Here is an 18,366-nt window from a genome sequence, read left to right as displayed (position 1 = left end):
CATGCGGTTCAAGAGCACCGGCCTGTGGTCGACCCTCGCTTTCCTCGCAGCGTGCGCCAATCCGCCGCCGCCCGAGGCGCCGTCGTCTCCTCCTGCGCAGGCCACGGAGAAGCCAGCGATTCCTGCTCCTCCGGACGAGGGGTTCCGCAAGACGCCGCCGCCGCCCGATCCGGCGGTTGCGTTCGTCCCACCGAAGATCCAGGAGGCGCGGCTCCCCAACGGGATGCGGCTCCTGCTGGTCGAGCGCCGGGATCTTCCGGTGGTCGCCGTGGAGATCTCGAACGATCGCGGCGCGGATCAGGCCGCACCCGGGGTCGGTGGTTTCGTGGGGGCGCTGCTCACCCAGGGGACGAAGACGCGCTCGGCCATCGCGTTCAGCGATGCCATGGGGCGCATCGGGGCGCGGTTCGAGGCGAGGGTCGGTCACGATGGGGGGCTGGTGGGCGGCGCGGCGCTCTCGACGCACTTCGGTGAGTTGCTCACCTTGCTGGGCGACGCTTACATGAACCCGGCCTTCGCAAAGGGGGATGTGGATCGCGAGCGGTCTCGCCGGCTGACCAGCCTGGCGCAGATGAACGACAGCCCGGCGTCGCTGCTCGGGATCGCGGTGTCCCGTGCGCTGTACCCGGCGAACCATGCCTATGCCGCTCCGCTGATCGGCACGGAGAAGGCGCTCGAGAAGATCCGTCAGGCGGATCTCGCTGCCTTCCATGCGGCGTATTTTCAGCCCGACGCCACCACCGTGGCCATCGCCGGCGACATCGATCGCGAGCAGGCGATCCGCGAGGTGGAGCGGGTGTTCGGGGGATGGAAGGGCAAGGCCAAGGCCGCGAAGGAGCCGGGCGCTCCGCCGGCCGATGCGAGCGGGGCCAAGGTGGTGATCCTCGATCGACCTGGGCTCACGCAGTCGACCCTGTCGGTGGCGTTGTCCGGCGTCACCCGGGCCAACCCCGATTACGAGGCCATCCTGGTGATGAACGGCTTGCTCGGGGGGCAGTTCACGAGCCGGCTCAACCTGAACCTGCGCGAGAAGCACGCCTACACCTACGGCGCCCGCTCGATGTTCGAGATGCGCCACGGGCCTGGGCCGTTCACCGCCGGGGGGGCGATCGTCGGTGAGAGCACGGGCCCCGCGGTGAGGGAGATCTTCACCGAGATCCGCCGCATCCGGGAGGAGCCGGTGAGCGCGGAGGAGCTCTCCGACGTGAAGGAGAACCTCATCGCTCAGCTCCCTGCGCGCTTCGAGACGGTGGGGACGACGGCGAACTCGTTGTCCGGGCTCGCGATGTACCGCCTGCCGCTCGACGAGTACGCGACGCGCGCGGCGAAGCTCCAGCGCGTGACCCGCGAGGACGTCCAGCGGGTGGCGCAGAAGTACCTGAACGTCGACGCGATGCGCCTCATCATGGTGGCGGACGCCGCGCAGGTGCGGCCCCAGCTCCAGGTGCTGGGCCTCGGGCCGATCTCCGTGGAGGCCCCACCTGGCGGAGCGACCCAGAGCCAGGGCCTTGGGGCCAAGCCTGGTCCTGCCGGCGCGACGCCGCCCGGTGCTGGAGCGCAGCCCCCAGGGGCGAAGCTGCCGACACCGACCGCGGGTCCCAAGGCCTTGCCGCCTCAGCCGCCGGGGAAAGGACCGCCCCCCCCACCTCCACCGATCGAGGCGCCGCGCCCCAAGGCGCCCCGCTCCCCGTGAGGCCGCGCTCCTCCCGCGCAATCGGGTCGCGGAGGTGGCGCGGCGTCACTGGGGCCGCCGTGGCGTTCACGGTTGGCCTCACCGCGTCGGCCACGGCGTCGGCGAACCCGCCTGGTGCTGCCGCGCCGGACTGGGCCTTCCGTTCGGCGCCCGCCGAGGCCGTGCTCGCCGGCGTGAGCGCGGCCTCGATGGCCATGTACTTCATCCCTCAGCAGCGTATCGGTTGGGCACCCTACGCCGCCCGGCCGCATCACCCGACGCTCGCCCGGATCAGCGACTTCACCGGCGCGCTGGGCGGCGCGTTCCTCCTGGGCGGGGGGATGACGCTCTTCGAGGGGGCGTACCTCGCGCAGCACGGCGTCCCGAACCCCTATGCGCGTGCGTTGCGCACGACCCTCATCGATGCCGAGGCGGTGATGCTGGCCACGGGCATCGTCGCCACGGTGAAGCGGCTGACGGGGCGCTGTCGACCGCGCGCGTGGCACGATGGGCGCTGTCGGGGCGACGACGAGGAGTTCACGGCGTTCCCTTCCGGTCACACCACGCCCGTGGCGGCGATCGCTGGTGTTCACCTGTCCCTCCTCGCGAGGACACCGGGCAATGGCGCGCTTCGTCTGGGGGCCCTGGGGCTCGCCGAGGCCTCGACCTTGGTGACCATGGCCCTTCGGATCGGGGCCGGGGCGCACTCCTGGGAGGACGTGGGCGCAGGGTTTCTGCTGGGGCACGTGGTTGGCGTCGCCGTGGGGTATGCGCACCCGATGGTCGACCTCGGGCCAGGGCGTGGTGCGCAGGGCTCCGCTGCGAGCGCGATGGCCGTGGGGGCAGGGAGTCCGCTGTCGTCACCCTTGTTTTCCTGGGCAGGAACGTTCTGAGCGGTGCCATCCCGCGGTATCTCTCGGCGCCTTGCTTCGGTAGCCTGAGGAGGAAGGCGAACCGACGCGGGAAGAGCACACACTCCCTGCGCTTGCCTGGCACGGAGGATGATTCATGAGATGGCTTCCCACGACGGTCGTGGGCGTGTTCGGCATCGGCACAGCGGTCGTGCTGGCGGCGTCGTGCTCGGCGACGGGTGAGCAACGAGGCTTCAGTGACGCGAGTACCAGCGATGGCGCTGGTGGTGCTGGAGGGAGCGGAGGCTCGTCTGGCGTGCTCACCGGCGGCGTGGACGTCGGTGGTGGTGGCCCATGCCGGACTTGCTCCAGCGATCTCCATCATGTGCTCGACTGCAACGGCAACGTGATCCAGGAGTGCCCCCCCGATCAGGGGTGCGGGCTCGAGGGGTGCGTCGAAGCGTGTGAGAGCGCCCGGCAGAACAAGAGTTCGATAGGGTGCGACTACTATGCACTCCCCCCGGATGTCATTCCTGTAGCTGCTGGCGCCTGTTTCGCGGCGTTCATCACGAACACGTGGAACAGCCCGGTCTCGATCGGGGTCGAACGAGCAGGCCAGACCTTCGACATCTCCCAGTTCGCCCGGATCCCCTCGGGCAATGGCCAGAACATCACCTACACGGCGCTACCGGGTGGACTGCTCCCCGCCGGGGAAGTTGCCATTCTGTTCCTGGCTCGTTACGGGAACACGCTCACGAATTGCCCCGCCACGATCACGCCAGCATTCACCGTCGCTCATGCGGCGGTGCTCGGGACCGGAAGAGGCGCGGCGTTCCGTCTGACGACCTCGGCTCCCGTGGTGGCCTACACCATCTTCCCGTATGGCGGTGGTGCAAGTGCAGCGACGAGCGCTTCGCTCCTCCTTCCGACGAGCGTCTGGGATACCAACTACATTGCGGTCGATGCCTACCGGAAGAGCGCCATTGCTCTCGGAGCACAGCCCTCCATCGATATCGTCGCTGCAGAGGCCGATACGCAGGTCACCATCAATCCGGTCGTTCCCATCGTGGGGGGAGCCAACGTTGCCCCTGCTCCTGCCGGAGCGCCTGTCACCTACACCCTGCAGCGGGGCGAGGTGCTTCAGTTCAGCCAGGACCAGCAGCTCATCGGGAGCCCGATCGAGTCGAACAAGCCGATCGGCCTCTGGGGTGCAGCCTCTTGCCTGAACATCGAGGTCAACCAGGGGGCCTGTGACTCGGCGCACCAGCAGATTCCGCCGGTGAAGGCGCTGGGCCACGAGTACGTCGCCGTTCGCTATCGCAATCGCTATGATGGTCAGGAAGAGTCTCCCCCGTGGCGCGTGGTAGGAGCCGTCGACGGGACCGTTCTCACCTATGATCCCGCGCCCCCGCCGGGAGCGCCGTCGACGCTCGCCAGCGGTCAGGTCGGCGAGTTTCGCGCCTCTGGTCCCTTCGTGGTCCGGAGCCAGGATGCGGACCATCCCTTCTACATGTCGGCGCACATGACGGGTTGCACCTCGGTGGGACCGACCAATGATTGCCGTGGCGATCCAGAGTTCGTGAACGTCGTGCCTCCGCAGCAGTACTTGAAGAGCTACACGTTCTTCACCGATCCGACGTACCCGGAGACGAACCTCGTCGTCACGCGCAAGCGGACGGAGAGCGGGTTTGCGGACGTGCAGCTTGCGTGCGCGGGTACGCTGACGGGCTGGCAACCGGTCGGGACCGGCGGGGAATACGAGTACACCCGCATCGATCTCGTACGCGGGAACTTCGTGCCCCAGAACGGCTGCAACAATGGCCGGAACGAGCTGACGAGCAGCGGTCCGGTGGGGCTGACGGTGTGGGGCTGGGGCAGCGCCGCGACGGGCAACTTCTCGACGCAGGCCGTGAGCTACGCCTATCCCGCAGGGGCGAGCATCCAGCCGATCAACACCGTGATCATTCCCACCGCTCCGCAGTAGTCAGTCGCGTCTGGTTCCCCCCCGGGCACGAAGCTGGATAAACTTCGACGCCGCGCGATGGTGCTCGTCAAGCCAGTGACGTAGCCGAGGGGGCCCCAATGGGGCTCCCTGGAGACCTGACCAGTTAAGCTGCAAACCGAAGCTGGTGGTCGACCACGGCCAGGTTGCTGAGCGCCACGTGGCGTCGCAGGTCAAACAGGTTCTTGCGGGTCCCTCGGTAGCGGGCCCGGTCGTGGAGCTTCGCCAGACCGTGCTCGACGGCCAGACGCTGACGCAGCTCGGCACGCCCCTCGGGGGTCTTGGCCCGGGTACGCAGCTCGACCAGGAAGGGCTCGTTGGGGTGGATGGTGAGACTGCGTCCTCGGCCATCCTGAGCCCGAGTGCATTGGGCGCGCTTTGGACACGATGAGCACGACGATGCTGGGAAGTGCACGGTTCGGCCCAGTTCGAGTGGCATCACCTCATTCGGGCAGCACACGGTGTTGCCCTCTAGATCGAGGGTGAACTCGCGCTTGGAAAACAGCTCCCCGTTACGCAACGGGAATGGTTTGCAGTGCACACGCATCCCTTCCTTCCGCCGCGCTTCGACCGCCTCATCGCCGAGATCCCCTCGGTCGATGTACAGCTCCTGCACTTCAGCGCCTTGGCGCGCGATATCGTGGAATAGCTCGGCTGCTGCCAGGTGCTTGGGCCTATTCGCCGGAGCGATCGCGACCCCGCACACAAGACCCGGGGCATCGAGATCGACCGCGAGGTGACGCTTGTAGCCGTCGATGCGCTTGCTCTTGCTCTTGCTCTTGCGACCGTGGCGCATGTCCGCGTCGCTGATGCTGATCGCCGTGACGACGGGGACACCGGCTTCACGAGCCACATCCACGAAGGCTCGTCCCGTCATCTCCGCCGCCGTACGCACCACATGTTTGGCCGCGCGTCCGATCAAGTTGAGGGTGTCCTCGACGCGGCCCGCGCCCCACAGGGGGCTGGAATCGAAGGCGGCCCGAAGGTGGGTGGCGCTGAAGCCGCCTGACTCTCGCGCCAGGTGCACTGTCTTGTCGAACAACTCGCGGTCCAGATCGTGGTCGATGAGACGCTGACGGAAGTTGAAGAGGGTGCCTTGGGAGAAGATGGGCTCCTCAGCTCCCAGGCAATCGAGCACCATCTGCCAGCGCAGGTCCATCGCCGTCAGCTCCACGACCTCGTGATCCGGGACGCCGAGCGCCGCTTGAAGCAGCGACGCGAGCGCAAGCTGGGCCGGCGGCACGCCTCTGGGCGCATCGCTTGACGACCCTCTGCTCCCGCGATGACAGCTCAACCGGCGGCTTCCACAGGCTCGGCATGCGCCCACCCTCCGGCCCCCTTTGACCAGATACCCAGGGCGCCGTCGAGCCTCCTGTGCGCAACTGCCTGCTTTGCTTGGCTCTTGGCTGATCAGGTCTCTAGGGTCCCACTTGAACTCAGCAACCACGAGTTCTCTGGGCCTAGCCGGCCACGAAGGAAGCTGAGAGAACCACTGCCTCTCTCTGCAATCAACGAGAGCGGCGAAAAAAGTGCCCAAAACGAGCCTAGCGTTCGGTCTCGGTAGGATCGCCTCGCTCGGGAAAGAACTTCCAGAGAGACACTGCGCCCGACGTGCGTCGCAAAGGTGGCACGGGAGACGATTGAGTACCTCATTGGGACGTGTACCAGCGGGGAAACCATTGGCTCGGGTGTATCTCGACCAAGGTATGCTTTGCGGAAGCGGAAAAAGTTGATGAGTGAGTTTCGACCCTCGGCGCATCTTCCCTCATTCACGGAAGAAGCCGGAAGCGAATCAGCGGAGCGCAAGGACCGAAGACGGTGGTCAAAGTGGTTCAGATCAACGACATCTGCGCTGCTTGGAATACATTAATTCGAAGTAGATGGATCAGTTGGTTGAATTTTTCCGTTGCGCTCGTGTAGAGATGCTTTGCGTTGTGAGTCGGATGATGTCCAAGGACATTCTGCGTTTAGGGGGTTATTGGCATGAATCGGAAGTTCGTGGGTATGGGATGTTCGATCGTCGTGGCGTGTATTCCCGTTGCGGGAACGGGCTGTGGCAGTGATGATGTGACTGAAAGGGTCATGTTCGCCGAGAGTCTGGATGCCTTCGCTTTGCTCGGTATAGAGAAGCGGGTATCTGGGCCACCAGCAGCTGCGACAGGTGCTTCGACTGTCAGCATTGCAGTGGTCGATGGTGAAATGTACGAAGGGCCGGCCGGAGAGACGCAATTCGTAACCTCCGCAGTGGTGGGGTACGAGGAGAATGGTCGAACTTATTGGAACTACGGGAGGCTGGACCCAGCGAGTCTCGTGGATCCGAGCATTCAATGGAACTTGCCCGTTCTTGCCGATGAGCACACATGGGGGGGGGCCCCCGTCAGTGGGCGAGCATGGGGAATGCCCGCTGCGAACACGATGAGCGATGGGACAGCCTTTGACTCATACCAAGGTTGGCCAACCGTCCTGTCTTTCAATCGATGGCCCATGAGCCATATCCGGCGCGATAATAATCTGTTGGTCTATGTAACGGTGGCGGGGAGTAAAAACGGACTTGGAGGAACGCCTCGAACTGATCTGGTTGCGGCAAGATCGCTCAGTGGAGGAGAATCTTTCAGCAATCCTCATATTCTGACGCCTCCGCCGCTTCCTCATAATCACAGATGGCAAATCGACTATCCTACCGCGGCAGCCGTGGGGGAGATGTTTCATCTGAAATATTCGTTTGTGTCTTTGTGGCGGCAAACTCGTATAATCAATAACGTCAGCGCTGAGACTCCGACGTGGCAGCTGTCTCTCACTGATGTGAGGTTCCTGAATCCTGTATTTCAAATTGATAAGGGTCCAGTTGAAGTGCCGATCCCTCCAACAGCTGGACAGGCCAAGGTCGTGGCGAGAAGGCACTTCCCCATTGAGAACCCCTCCAACCACGAGACCGATGTGTATATCTTGTACCCGACTTATGATGATGCTCAGGCCACATGCCCGAGCGGTGGTACGGTCAGTGTCGAGTGGAAGTTGATCTCTTCTTCGTCGGATTCAGATTTCACCGTCTGGACTCCAGCGGAAACGGTCGCGTCCGCTTCAACCTGGGTGAACTGTGTGGGGGCCAGCCGTGGCACCAGCGGAACTCCGTGGAACAAGCAGCTGGTTCGCCCAGACCTGGGGATCGATCACATCAATGGAACGCTCTATGCTGCCATCGGCTTTAATGAGACGCCCACGTCTTTTGCTCGTGTGCGTGTGTACAAGAAAATTGCTGGGCTTTCTTGGCAGCTGATGTTCGAGCCTTCGAGTGTCGACGCGGCGTCCGGGCTGCCAGTGCATGACCAGTGGTCACCCGCCTTGGCCGTCGCACGCTATCATGACCAGCCGACGGCGAGGGTCGGTCTTACCTGGTATACGACCCAGGATTGGTCGAATAACTCGATGAATTTCGAGGATGTTCATCGGTTCGGTACAATGAGCTTCGATGGGGGAGCGACATGGCATAGCCCCACGGGCGGGCAGATTAGCGGTTTTCGTAGTATCGTGGGTTATTCGATGGGTCATTATCAAGGGCTCGCGGCTTATCCTCATAACCCGTATATCTTCGTCACGGGTTGGACGGATCAGAGAAGCCTGCTCAACGAACCGCCGGTCGTGCACGCTGCGTCATTTTGGCCCTGAACTCCGGAGGAGTGACTTGATTGAGTGTACGTGAGCTGCTTGGGCATTGATCCAAAGCAGGCTAGCGGCTCGCTCGGCTCGTGCTTTACGGCGGTTGCGGACACGGAATCATCCCCTGTTGTCCATCCGTGGTGCTCGGGACGGGTGGGACCATGTTGTTGAGCGGCTGGCTCTCCACGGAGGACCTGCTCCTCGGACGTTCATTCTCCCACCTACAGCGCCGTTTCGCGCAGCACCGCACGGCGCTGACGCCTACAAAGAGCCATTTCCTGGCGGCAATTCCGTCACAAACAGGTTGAATGGGGAGACGGACTTCCGGATTCTACCCTGGGGCCTTGTGCCTCTTGCTCAGGGGAAGACGATGAAGCCCAGTACCCGTTCCAACGACCTACCCAGCTCGCTCCCCCGCCGCTCCCGTCGTGCAGCTCGTCGTGGCTTCTCCCTCGTGGAGATCGGCATCACGGTGGCCCTCGTCGGCGTCCTGGCGGCCATCGGCACGCAGCGCGTCTACAGCTACTTCGCCAGCGCCCGCACGGCCGAGGCGAAGCACATGATCGGTGGGATTGCCCGCGCGCTCACGACCACGTTCGCGGTGAAGAACTACGTGAACATCGGCGCCGTGAACGCGCTCGGTCCCGACCCGGGACTCTGTCGGGATACGACCTCCGTGCCCGCCGCCATGGGAAGCGTGCAGCGCCGGAAATACCAGCCCAGCGGCCAGGCGGGTCGTGACTACAACACCGGCAATACGCTCGGAGGCTGGAAGTGCGTCGGGTTCAGCAATGAGCAGGCTCAGCATTATCAGTATCGCTACAACATGGGCGCGCCGCCGGTGAACGTGGGGGGAAATGGCCCTCCACCGAGCCCCCCTGGCGTGCCGCTCTCACGTCAGTTCGCCATCTCGGCGAAAGGGGACGTGGATGGTGACAACAAGTTCTCGTGGTTCATCATCACCGGCTACGCCATGGGGCACGATCTGACGATCAGCCCTGGCATCGGCATCCAGGACGCGGAGGAGTGAACGATGTCCGCGACTGCTCTCCAGACCGGCGCCGCCTCTGCGGAGGGGCGCCCTCTTCCTGCTGATCCTGCCGCCCTGCAGCCAGGTGACACCGTCCTCGATGTGTTGCTCGCGGCGCCTCTGGGCGTCGGCAACGTCACGCGCGTGTGGTCCGGGCTCGATGGCGAGCGGCCCGTCGCGCTGAAGATCTTCGACCCTGCCCGCGCCGAAGCACCAGGAGCCAGCGCCGCGTTTGCGCGGGGGGCGGCGGCCGGCGTGCGTCTGTGTGCTGGCGGAGCGCCGCCCGGCGTCCTGCCCGTGTTCCGGTCGAGCCCAGACGGTCTCACGCTGGTCACTGCCCTCGCCGAAGGGGATCTGAACGATCTCACAGCGCTCTCCTGGACGCCTCCGCAGATCGTCCCCTTTTTCGAACTCCTCTGCCGAGCGGTCCAGGGGGCGCACGAGGCCGGCGTCATCCATGGAGGCCTCAAGCCTTCCAATGTCTTCGTCAGCGACTCCCTCGAGCCGCTCGTGGCCGATTTCGGGCTGACCGATCTCCCCTCCCTGGTCGCCGCGTCGCCCGATGCTGGGGGTCACGGCCCCTATGCCGCGCCCGAAGCGCTCGCGGGGGAAGGGGTGCTCGGGGCCTCGGCCGACGTCTACAGCCTCGGTCGGGTGCTCTACTTCCTGCTCCTCGGCCGTGATCCGGACGAGCCCGTGGCCGAGGTGCCAGCGCTCTTCCCGCTCTCGTCGTCACCTCAGGGGCTGGTGCGCATCATCCGTCGGTGCACGGCGCGGGATCCTGCGGCTCGCTACCAGGACGTGGCTGCTCTCCTCCACGATCTCGAGCGTCACGGGCAGGCCGACGTCGTGGGGATGGCGGGTCCGGTCTTCGAGCCTGGAGCTGGGCGACGCCTCGTGGATGTGCTCGATGCGGCGCCGAACTCTCAGCGCGGCGCGAGGGCCTTCGACGATGCCGGGCCCATTTCGACGCGAGGTGGCAACCCCTCGGTTCGAGGATCCATCCCAGCCGCCAGGCCCTCCTCGCCAGGCCGAGGTTCTTCCCCGGGGCTGGAGCTGGAGGATGCCCCGATCTCCGGGCGTCCCTCACTCTCTCGCCTCAGCGACGCGGGGGCCGTCAGCCTTCGTGGCAGCACGGCGTACCCGGAGGGTTCGGGGGCCTCGACCTGGCTCCCCCGACGGGCGGAGCAGGCCTTGGCGGGCGCTGGCGCGTTTCTCCTGGTCGCCCTCGCGCTCTGGCTCGCCCTGTCGCCCATCCCTTCCCAGGGGCTGCTCCTCGTCCTCCGCTACGGCGCTGCGGTCGGTGTGGCGCTCCTGACGCTGGCGCTCCCCCGGTTCTCGCGCCGGCTCGTCCCCGCACGCCTCGCCTTTGCGGCGCTGGCGTGCGTGCTGGTGCACCTCGTCGACGCTTCCCAGCTCGTCACCTTCCGTCTTCGCGCCTCGCTCGCGGCCGCGGATCCCGCCGTCCGCGCGGGGGCAGCGCGCCTGCTCGTCCGCGAAGGCCACCGGGATCTCTCCAACCGCGATCTCTCCGATCTCGACCTCTCCTACGCCGAGCTCTCGGTCGCCAGCTTTCGAGGTGCGAACCTGGCGCGGGCCAACCTCACCGGCGCGGCGCTCACCGAGTCGACCTTCGATGGCGCCGATCTCACGGGCGCACTCGCGCACCAGGCCGACCTGTCGGCGACGAACGCCGATGCGGCCGAGGGCTGGGCGATGCTGCTCTGCGACGAGCACACCCGGTTGCCCGATCCCTGGGCTTGCGCCGGAGGCCATCCTGCCCGCATGCCCTGAGCCTGCGCGTCTTGCGACTCCATCGACCGACGGGCATGCTTCCTGACGATGAGCCCCCCCCTGCTGCGCAACGAGGAAGGCTGGAAACGCCACGCGGTGGCCACGCCGGACGGCTATTTCTCGCTGGAGACCGAGGACACCGGGGGCGTCCCCGTGCGCCTGTTCCTCACACCGGATCTGCTCGCGCAGGCCGAGGACACGCTGTACCGGCAGATCGTCAACGCGACGCGGTTCCCCGGGACCAAGCTGGTCGCCATCACCCCTGACGTGCACTACGGGTACGGCGTCCCCGTGGGGTGCGTGATCCTGACGGATCGGCAGGAGGGGGCGGTGGCCATGGGGCCCGTGGGCTTCGACATCGGGTGCGGCATGATGAGCGCCCGGAGCGCGGTGGCCGCAGAGCTGGCCACGCCGGATCGTAAGCTCGCCTTCAACCGCGAGGTCATGAAGCGGGTGAGCATGGGCGCCGGAGGGACCAGCGTGCGCTTCGGAAAGCTGCCCGAGAGCGAGCTGATGGAGCTGGTGCGGGGAGGCGCCGAGCTGTACGTCGACAAGTACGGCGCGGCCATCGACCGGAGCCGCGCCGAGCGGCACCGCATCCCGGTGGACGACGCTTGGGACGTGCCCTGGGGCGGGAAGGGCCGGCCGGAGCGAGGCCTGGATCAGCTCGGATCGCTCGGGGGTGGCAACCACTTCATCGAGCTGCAGCGGTGCGAGGAGACGGGCACGCTGTTCGTGCAGGTTCACACGGGGAGCCGAGGTTTCGGCCACGGGCTGGCGTCCAACTACTTCGAGCTGGCCCGCGAGGAGCGCCCCGACCTGGGCGCCGACATCGACCTCGGGTACTTCACCCCGGAGTCGCAGCATTACCGCGCGTACCTCAACGCGGTGGCTGCCGGAGGCAACTTCGCGATCATCAACCGGCTCATCATCTTCGAGCAGGTGGCCGAGGCGTTTCGCAAGGTCTTCCGCGAGGATCTGGAGCTGGTCTACGAGATCAGCCACAACCTCGTCCAGGCCGAGCATCACCCCGATTTCGGCGACGTCTGGGTGCACCGCAAGGGTGCGACCCGGGCCTTCCCGGCACACCACCCTGCGCTCGTGGGGACGTCGTTCGAGAACGAGGGGCACCCGGTGCTCGTCCCTGGCTCGAACCGGGACTACAGCTACATCCTTCGTCCGCTGCCTGGCGCCCACAAGAGCGGCTACTCCGTGAACCATGGATCCGGGCGCCGGATGTCACGTGGGGAGGCGGCTCGGGTCCTCTCTCAGGAGAAGGTGAACGAGCAGTACCGGCACGCGGGCATCCTGGTGAACCTGGATGGCGAGGTGCCGATCGACGAGTCGAGCGCCTGCTACAAGTCGGCGGAGGACGTGGTCGCCGCCGTCGTCGATGCTGGCCTCGCGCGCATCGAGTACACCCTGTGGCCGGTCGCCTCGCTGAAGGGGACCGAGGAGAGCTCCGGGGTCCGGCGGCAGCGCAAGGCGAAGGGCAAAGAGCGCGACAAGGCGCGGGGCGAGGCGCGGAAGACCAAGGGGCACTACTGAGCGCGCGGCGGGAGCGCGGTCGGGTGGCATGGAACCGCTTTCCTCGACGCTGGGCATCGGCGCGGTGGTGTTCGCGACGACGAACATCGACGACCTCCTGATCCTCTCGGCCTTCTTCTCGAACCCGGCCTACCGGGTCCGGCAGATCGTCGTCGGGCAGTTCCTCGGGATGGCCGCCCTGACGGTGGCGAGCGGTGTCTGCGCGCTCTTCGCCTTCGCTGTGCCCGATGCGTGGCTGGGCTTGCTGGGGCTCGCTCCCCTGGGGCTCGGGCTGCGTGGGCTGTGGGGGTTGTGGAGGGGTGAAGGCGAGGACGAGGGGCGAGAGGATGCGTCCGAAGACCGCCCTGGGACGTGGACGGCTGGGTTCAAGGCGCTGGCGGTGGCCGGCGTGACCGTGGCGAATGGCGGGGACAACCTGGGCGTGTACATCCCGCTGTTCTCCAGCGGAGCCGGACGCATTCCCGTTTACGCGGGGGTGTTCGCCGTGATGACCGCCGCGTGGTGCGCGGTCGGGTTCTGGCTGGTGAACAACCCCCTGATCGGCGAGCGGATTCGTCGCTACGGTCGCGTGACGCTGCCATTCGTTTTGATCGCGCTGGGGGTGTGGATCCTGTCACGTTCGCGTGAGCTGCTGCCGGGCTTCGGGGGGTCATAGGAGCGCGCTTCAGCACGTCCCGCCGCCTGGACTGGTGCACCTGTCGCGCGTGCGCCACCGAGCATTGCGAGGGGCTGCGCAGGCCGACTAGGGTGAGGGCGACCCGGCCGACCTTCTGCGGTGGAAGGAAGGTGTCGGGCGCCTCCCACCCGGATCGGGCCGTGAAATCATGATGAACAGCGCCATCGGCCGCCTGCGTGTCATCGGCATCGTCGAAGGCATCTCGTTCCTGCTGCTCCTCGGCGTGGCCATGCCGCTCAAGTACCTCGGCGGAATACCGATGGCGGTGAAGATCGTGGGCTGGGCGCACGGGGTGCTCTTCGTGCTGTTCTGCTCGGCGCTGGCGCACGCCTTCTTTGCGGCGCGCTGGTCGATGTTCAGAGGAGCGTCGGTCTTCTTCGCGGCGCTGGTGCCCTTCGGCCCGTTCGCGATCGATGGCTGGTTGAAGCGTGAGGAGCAGCGGCTCCGCGGTCCGGACGCGCCTCCAGCGGAGGCATGAGCGTCCAGGTCCGGTCGGTGCGGGGCCGGTCGACCCTCACGCAGAGCGTGCGGCGCGGGCGGCGGTCACCAGGCGGCGCACCCGCTCCACGTCCACCGGGTTCTCGCAGAGCCCGTCGACCTTGATGCTCGACCCGACGATGATCCCGTCCGCGACCCCGAGGAAGGCGGCAACGTTGTCCTCGGTGGCGCCGCTGCCGATGAGGATGGGCAGCTCTCCCGCGTGACGGCGTGCCTCGCGCACCTTTTCGAGGTCGGGTGCGTCGCCCGTCATCCGGCCGGAGACGATGAGCCCATCTGCGCCCGAGAACCGGGTCCACTCGATGTGGGTGGCGAGATCGATGCCCGGGAAGCGGACCGAGTGCTTCTTGTCCACGTCGGCGATGATCTTGATGTTCTCGGCGTGGAGATCCTTGCGCCGCCGCATGAGGTCCGCAGCACACCCTTCGTCGATGGAGCCCGCCTCCCAGACTCCGGCACCCGTGAACATGCAGACGCGGATGAAGCTGGCGCCAGCCGCGATGGCGATGGCGAGGAGCGCCGTGCCGCCGTTGTGGACCAGGTTGATCCCCAGCGGCAGGTTCACGGCCTGCCGGACGGCGCGCGCGACCACGGCGTGGACGGCGATGCTCTCCGGCGGCAGGTGAGATCCCGCGCGGAAGGGGATGTCCCACATGTTCTCCACGATGAGGCCGTCGGCGCCCCCTTCGGCCAGCGCACGGGCATCACGAACCGCGTGCTCGATGATGGTGTCGACGCCGTACCCCGTGTAGCCAGGCGCGCCTGGCAGCGGCCAGCAGTGGACCATGCCGATGATGGGCTTCGGGGTCCCGAAGAGATCGGCCAGGTCCTTGAGGCGGAGGGCATCGAGGCGGGCTTTCCAGGCAGGGGTCATCGAGATCCTCGGTGGGGTGCGTCAGGCGCATCAGGCGCATCGTGGGGCTTGGTGTGGTCTGCGAAGGCGAACAAGGTCTCCCGGTCGGGGAGGGCGCTGGCGGCACCGGGGCGGGTCGCGACGAACGCTCCTGCGGCATTGCCGAGGAGACCCGCGGTCGAGGCCGGGGCACCGGTGAGGAGCGCGAACAGAAACGCGGCGACGTAGGCGTCTCCGGAGCCCGTGGTATCGCGTGCATCGACGGGGAACGGGGGGATGGTCTGGCGGTCGCCCTCCAGGCCGGCGATGAGCGAGCCACGTGCCCCGAGCTTGGCTGCGACGAGCGGGATCCCTGCGGCCGTCGTCACGGCGAGCGCCCGGTCGAGCCACCCCTCTTCCACCAGGTCGGCGTGGTGCTCGCCAGTGACGGCCTGCAGCTCCGGCTCGTTGGCGAACAGAACGGTGAGTCGCCCGCTCCCCTGGTCCACCGTCAGGGTGTCCGGGTGAGCGGCGAGCAGCGGCAGGCAGAGGTCCAGGGACATGGGAATCCCCCGACGATGCGCCTCGGCCATCAGGGTGAGGGTGGTCTCGCGCTGGACGCCTTCGAGCAGCGCATGGCCTGCGACATGGATCCATCCCACGCCGTCAAGGAGCCCGTCGACCTCGGGCAGCGCGAGGCAGGCGTTGGCTCCTCGGTGGCTGAAGAAGGTGCGCTCCCCGCCGGGAGAGACCGCGGCGAAGCAGAGCCCGGTGGCGACGGCCTCGTCCCGCTGAACGAACGAGAGATCGACGCGCGCGGCGCGCGCGGCCCGCAGCGCCACCTCGGCAGCAGGATCGGAGCCGACACGCGCGAGCAGGCGCACCCCGCCACCAAACAACCCGAGCGCGGTGGCGACATTCGCGCCGGAGCCGCCGCTGTCCCACGTCAGCGCCTGGAGGGGGTGGTCGTGACCTTCCCGCGGAAAGTGGGTGAGAGCAGCGCCGAGATCGGCATTGGCATCCCCCACGACGAGGATCCAGCGGGCTCCAGAGAGGGACAGGAAACGTCGGGAGTTCAGGGACGTCACGAAGGGCGCTGGCTCGGGGACGGGTCGGTGGTGCGATGGGCGACGGAAGCACGTCTCGCGTTCACGGAACGCTGCGCCCCGTGGCGTCGCGTGTTCAGGGCTGCGACGTATAGACGCTCGGCACACACAGGCCGAACTGCGCATCGCAGGTGCTGAAGCCGAGGGCCTTGCAGTCGATCCGGTCGACGCGGCCCGCGTTGCAGATCAACACGCTGTCCCCGTCGCATCCTCCTGCGACCTTCTCGCCCGGCTCGCAGGCTGCATCGAGCCCGCAGAACGTGCCGGAGCCACCGCTCTGACACGTGAAGCCGTCCTGGAGGCTGCCGCAGTCGAGGTTGTGCTCGTACCCGTTCACGCACGCCTTCAAGGTGTTGCCGTCGCAAGCAATCCCTTCATCGAACTGCACGGAGAGGGGCCCGATCGTGTCTGCCTGACAGGCCGCACCAGTCCCGATGCAGCCCGGCTCTCCACCGGCAATCGTGCCGCAGATCAAGCCCAGCTCGGCACACCGCTGTCCGGTTCGCTCGACATCGAAGCATACCGTCGGCGCTCCATCGACGCAGCTCGCCATGAACGTGGCAGGGTTGCAGGCTGGCGGGGCCGGATCGACTTCGCAACCTCCGGCCTCCTCCGAGCACGCCATCCCCAGCTTCGCGCAATCCAGATTGAAGCGCAGCCTGTCGTCGCAGGAGGTGTAGACCTCTCCAGTGCAGGAGGCCGAGCAGGGGCCCTCGAGATCCACGGCGAGTCCGAAGCACTCGTCCAGCGCCTGACAGCCATTGGCCTTGCCCTCGAGGCAGTCGAGCCGCTCCAGGAGCTGAACGTCGAGCGCACTTCCGCCACGGTGCGTGTAGAACCTGTTCAACCAGCTGTCGATCCCGTTGTCCGGCACGCAGCTGCCGAAGAGGACCGCTGCACGCACCGGGAGAGCGAGGTTGTCCCCGCCAGGCGTGTCTCCACCCTGTCCGTCGTTCCCTCCCGTCCCGCCAGCCCCTCCAGTCTCCCCGGGCTCAGGGGACGAGTCGCCATCGCAGTGGGCGGCGAGTGGGACCAGAGCGAGGACGAAGGCGAAGGGAACGAGCTTGCGCATGATGCCGTTATCTCCTGGGTAAGTTCCCCGATCTGTAGCCGAAACTCGCCCGAGCGTCTCCTCGTGAGCACGTGATGGCGCGCTGCGTAAGACGGGACTGCGAAAATTGGCGTGACGTTCCCTTGATGGCGACTTCGCCCGTGCGCAGGTTTGCGCGCAGGTCATGACGTCCGGTCGCTTCAGTCCTCGTGCGGCGCTCCGGCGGCTCGTCGTCGCAGGCGGGATGGTACTCTCCGTCGGCATGCATCGCGCATCGCCGCAGCCTCGGCGGCCGTCCTTGCCCTTCGGCATTCCCGCCTCCGACGTTCCCGACCAGCGACTCACCCTGCCGCTCGATCACGCGGAGCGCCTCGCCCGCGCGCGCCTCTCTCTCGACGGGCTCTCGCTCGGTGACGCCTTCGGTCAGCAGTTCTTTCGACTGGCCCCCGTCACCCTGATCGACGCACGTGCCTTTCCCGAGCCACCCTGGGACTGGACGGACGATACCGAGATGGCGCTCGCGATCACCGAGGTGCTCACCGCGTGCGGCTGCATCGAGCGCGACGTGCTGGCCTGGCGCTTCGCGCGCCGCTGGGCAGCTGCGCCGGATCGAGGCTACGGCCGTGGTGCTCACCACCTGCTGCAGGAGATCTACGTCGGGGGCGACTGGCGTGAAGTGGCCGCGGGTCTGTTTCGGGGAGAGGGGTCCCTGGGGAACGGAGGAGCGATGCGCGTTGCGCCGCTGGGCGCTTACTTTGCTGACGATCCCGACCGGATCGTCGTGGAGGCCCGGGCCTCGGCCGAGGTCACCCACGCGCACCCCGAGGGACAGGCGGGAGCCATCGCCGTGGCGCTCGGCGCCGCCCATGCGTGGCGGCATCGCGCCGCGCCGAACGCAGGAAAGGGGGCAGCATTGCTCCGCTTCGTGCTGGAGCGGACACCGGCGGGGCCGACCGCGGCCGGTATCGCTCGCGCCGCAGAGCTGCCTCCAGACGCGACCCCGGCGACCGCCGCGAGCCTCCTCGGGGTCGGTGAAGACGTGACGTCGATGGACACCGTCCCCTTCTCGCTCTGGTGCGCGGCCCGTCACCTCGACGACTTTGAAGAGGCGCTGTGGACCACCGTCTCGGGCCTTGGAGATCGCGACACGACCTGCGCCATCGTCGGTGGAATCGTCGCTCTGGCCGCGGAGACCACCGTGCCTGCCCGCTGGCGTGCGGCTCGTGCACCGCTTTCCGTTGGTTGAGCCGGGTGAGCTGCTGATGTGAGTGGTTGATGAGAGAGGGGGGGGACCCCTCATCAACCGCTGCGATGCCTGCGCCTCAGGCCGCCCTGCTGGGAGTGAAGGAGGGTGGATCGCTGGCGGGGAAGGATTCGTCCGAGGCCTCGTCCACCAGCTCCAGCATGTCCTGGATTCGCGGTTCCAGAGAACCGCCACGATCGGAGGGGTGAGGGCGCAGCATCGCCGAAGATGGGCTGGCCACAACGCCCTGGCGGACTGCTCGCTGGTCGTCGGTGCGCTGCTGGCCTCGTTGCACCTTCCGTTGCTTCATCGATGCCTCCGCCCATCCCATGGGGCTCCACGCGTGCCCTGTCGAGCCTGTACCAGCGCCAGCGACATCATGCGCTCCAGCCGGTCTGGACCGAGC

14 protein-coding genes are annotated in these 18,366 nt (G+C 66.9%); 10 read left to right on the top strand and 4 right to left on the bottom strand.

Going from position 1 to position 18,366, the window contains the following annotated elements; genetic code table 11:
- The first annotated feature begins 1 nt into the window (after position 1).
- The 3 genes from CMC5_RS48755 (at position 2) to CMC5_RS33315 (ending at position 4,507) form a co-directional block, all read left to right on the top strand.
- A complete protein-coding gene (locus CMC5_RS48755) occupies positions 2–1,693 on the top strand; it encodes a M16 family metallopeptidase (protein ID WP_050434179.1) in 1,692 nt (563 codons plus the stop codon).
- A 59-nt stretch (positions 1,694–1,752) separates the two neighbouring features.
- The gene (locus CMC5_RS33320; RefSeq protein ID WP_050434177.1) at positions 1,753–2,565 is read left to right on the top strand and encodes a phosphatase PAP2 family protein; all 813 of its coding nucleotides are present in this window, start codon (positions 1,753–1,755) and stop codon (positions 2,563–2,565) included.
- A 115-nt stretch (positions 2,566–2,680) separates the two neighbouring features.
- Positions 2,681–4,507, top strand: coding sequence for an IgGFc-binding protein (locus CMC5_RS33315; protein WP_050434176.1), 1,827 nt, complete (start codon positions 2,681–2,683; stop codon positions 4,505–4,507).
- Between the two features lie 124 nt (positions 4,508–4,631).
- Here the strand turns inward: CMC5_RS33315 and CMC5_RS33310 are convergent, their stop codons facing one another.
- Entirely contained in the window at positions 4,632–5,768 is a 1,137-nt protein-coding gene (locus CMC5_RS33310) for a transposase (protein ID WP_050434175.1), read from the bottom strand.
- Positions 5,769–7,009: 1,241 nt separating this feature from the next.
- On the opposite strand from CMC5_RS33310, the gene CMC5_RS45275 reads away from it, so the two are divergent.
- The 6 genes from CMC5_RS45275 (at position 7,010) to CMC5_RS33285 (ending at position 13,708) form a co-directional block, all read left to right on the top strand.
- Positions 7,010–8,191: a hypothetical protein gene (locus tag CMC5_RS45275; RefSeq protein WP_156339050.1), complete on the top strand. Its 1,182-nt coding sequence runs from the start codon at positions 7,010–7,012 to the stop codon at positions 8,189–8,191.
- Positions 8,192–8,552: 361 nt separating this feature from the next.
- Complete coding sequence (locus tag CMC5_RS33305; RefSeq protein WP_156339049.1) at positions 8,553–9,212, top strand: type IV pilin protein; 660 nt, start codon at positions 8,553–8,555, stop codon at positions 9,210–9,212.
- A gap of 3 nt (positions 9,213–9,215) precedes the next feature.
- Positions 9,216–11,006 (top strand): protein kinase domain-containing protein, encoded by a 1,791-nt coding sequence (locus CMC5_RS48750; protein ID WP_050434173.1) that lies wholly within the window; start codon positions 9,216–9,218, stop codon positions 11,004–11,006.
- A 48-nt stretch (positions 11,007–11,054) separates the two neighbouring features.
- Positions 11,055–12,554 carry an RtcB family protein gene (locus CMC5_RS33295; RefSeq protein WP_050434172.1) on the top strand — a complete coding sequence of 500 codons (1,500 nt, stop codon included), beginning with the start codon at positions 11,055–11,057 and terminating at the stop codon, positions 12,552–12,554.
- A 28-nt stretch (positions 12,555–12,582) separates the two neighbouring features.
- A complete protein-coding gene (locus CMC5_RS33290) occupies positions 12,583–13,209 on the top strand; it encodes a cadmium resistance transporter (protein ID WP_050434171.1) in 627 nt (208 codons plus the stop codon).
- A gap of 169 nt (positions 13,210–13,378) precedes the next feature.
- Positions 13,379–13,708 (top strand): DUF3817 domain-containing protein, encoded by a 330-nt coding sequence (locus tag CMC5_RS33285; protein WP_050434170.1) that lies wholly within the window; start codon positions 13,379–13,381, stop codon positions 13,706–13,708.
- Between the two features lie 36 nt (positions 13,709–13,744).
- Here CMC5_RS33285 and CMC5_RS33280 read toward each other — a convergent pair whose 3' ends face one another.
- The 3 genes from CMC5_RS33280 to CMC5_RS33270 form a co-directional block, all read right to left on the bottom strand.
- Entirely contained in the window at positions 13,745–14,602 is an 858-nt protein-coding gene (locus tag CMC5_RS33280; protein WP_050434169.1) for a BtpA/SgcQ family protein, read from the bottom strand.
- On the bottom strand, positions 14,599–15,648 hold the full coding sequence (locus CMC5_RS33275) for a carbohydrate kinase family protein (protein WP_050434168.1): 1,050 nt from the start codon (positions 15,646–15,648) through the stop codon (positions 14,599–14,601). The genes CMC5_RS33280 and CMC5_RS33275 overlap by 4 nt, the downstream gene beginning before the upstream one ends.
- A 94-nt stretch (positions 15,649–15,742) precedes the next feature.
- A complete protein-coding gene (locus CMC5_RS33270) occupies positions 15,743–16,738 on the bottom strand; it encodes a hypothetical protein (protein WP_050434167.1) in 996 nt (331 codons plus the stop codon).
- 163 nt (positions 16,739–16,901) lie between these two features.
- Here CMC5_RS33270 and CMC5_RS33265 point away from each other — a divergent pair, with 163 nt between their 5' ends.
- Positions 16,902–17,963, top strand: a complete 1,062-nt coding sequence (locus tag CMC5_RS33265) for an ADP-ribosylglycohydrolase family protein (RefSeq protein WP_156339048.1) — start codon at positions 16,902–16,904, stop codon at positions 17,961–17,963.
- The last annotated feature ends 403 nt before the right edge of the window (positions 17,964–18,366 follow it).

It is taken from the genome of Chondromyces crocatus (assembly GCF_001189295.1).
GTDB classification, from domain to species: domain Bacteria; phylum Myxococcota_A; class Polyangia; order Polyangiales; family Polyangiaceae; genus Chondromyces; species Chondromyces crocatus.
This window is presented reverse-complemented; position numbering and strand designations above follow the sequence as displayed.

Bases quoted from the DNA above. Each gene is read 5' to 3' on its own strand.
- CMC5_RS48750 (WP_050434173.1), top strand. From the start codon at position 9,216: ATGTCCGCGACTGCTCTCCAGACCGGCGCCGCCTCTGCGGAGGGGCGC.
- CMC5_RS33305 (WP_156339049.1), top strand. From the start codon at position 8,553: ATGAAGCCCAGTACCCGTTCCAACGACCTACCCAGCTCGCTCCCCCGC.
- CMC5_RS33295 (WP_050434172.1), top strand. From the start codon at position 11,055: ATGAGCCCCCCCCTGCTGCGCAACGAGGAAGGCTGGAAACGCCACGCG.
- CMC5_RS33270 (WP_050434167.1), bottom strand. From the start codon at position 16,738: ATGCGCAAGCTCGTTCCCTTCGCCTTCGTCCTCGCTCTGGTCCCACTC.
- CMC5_RS33290 (WP_050434171.1), top strand. From the start codon at position 12,583: ATGGAACCGCTTTCCTCGACGCTGGGCATCGGCGCGGTGGTGTTCGCG.
- CMC5_RS33265 (WP_156339048.1), top strand. From the start codon at position 16,902: ATGACGTCCGGTCGCTTCAGTCCTCGTGCGGCGCTCCGGCGGCTCGTC.
- CMC5_RS33285 (WP_050434170.1), top strand. From the start codon at position 13,379: ATGATGAACAGCGCCATCGGCCGCCTGCGTGTCATCGGCATCGTCGAA.
- CMC5_RS33280 (WP_050434169.1), bottom strand. From the start codon at position 14,602: ATGACCCCTGCCTGGAAAGCCCGCCTCGATGCCCTCCGCCTCAAGGAC.
- CMC5_RS48755 (WP_050434179.1), top strand. From the start codon at position 2: ATGCGGTTCAAGAGCACCGGCCTGTGGTCGACCCTCGCTTTCCTCGCA.
- CMC5_RS45275 (WP_156339050.1), top strand. From the start codon at position 7,010: ATGAGCCATATCCGGCGCGATAATAATCTGTTGGTCTATGTAACGGTG.
- CMC5_RS33315 (WP_050434176.1), top strand. From the start codon at position 2,681: ATGAGATGGCTTCCCACGACGGTCGTGGGCGTGTTCGGCATCGGCACA.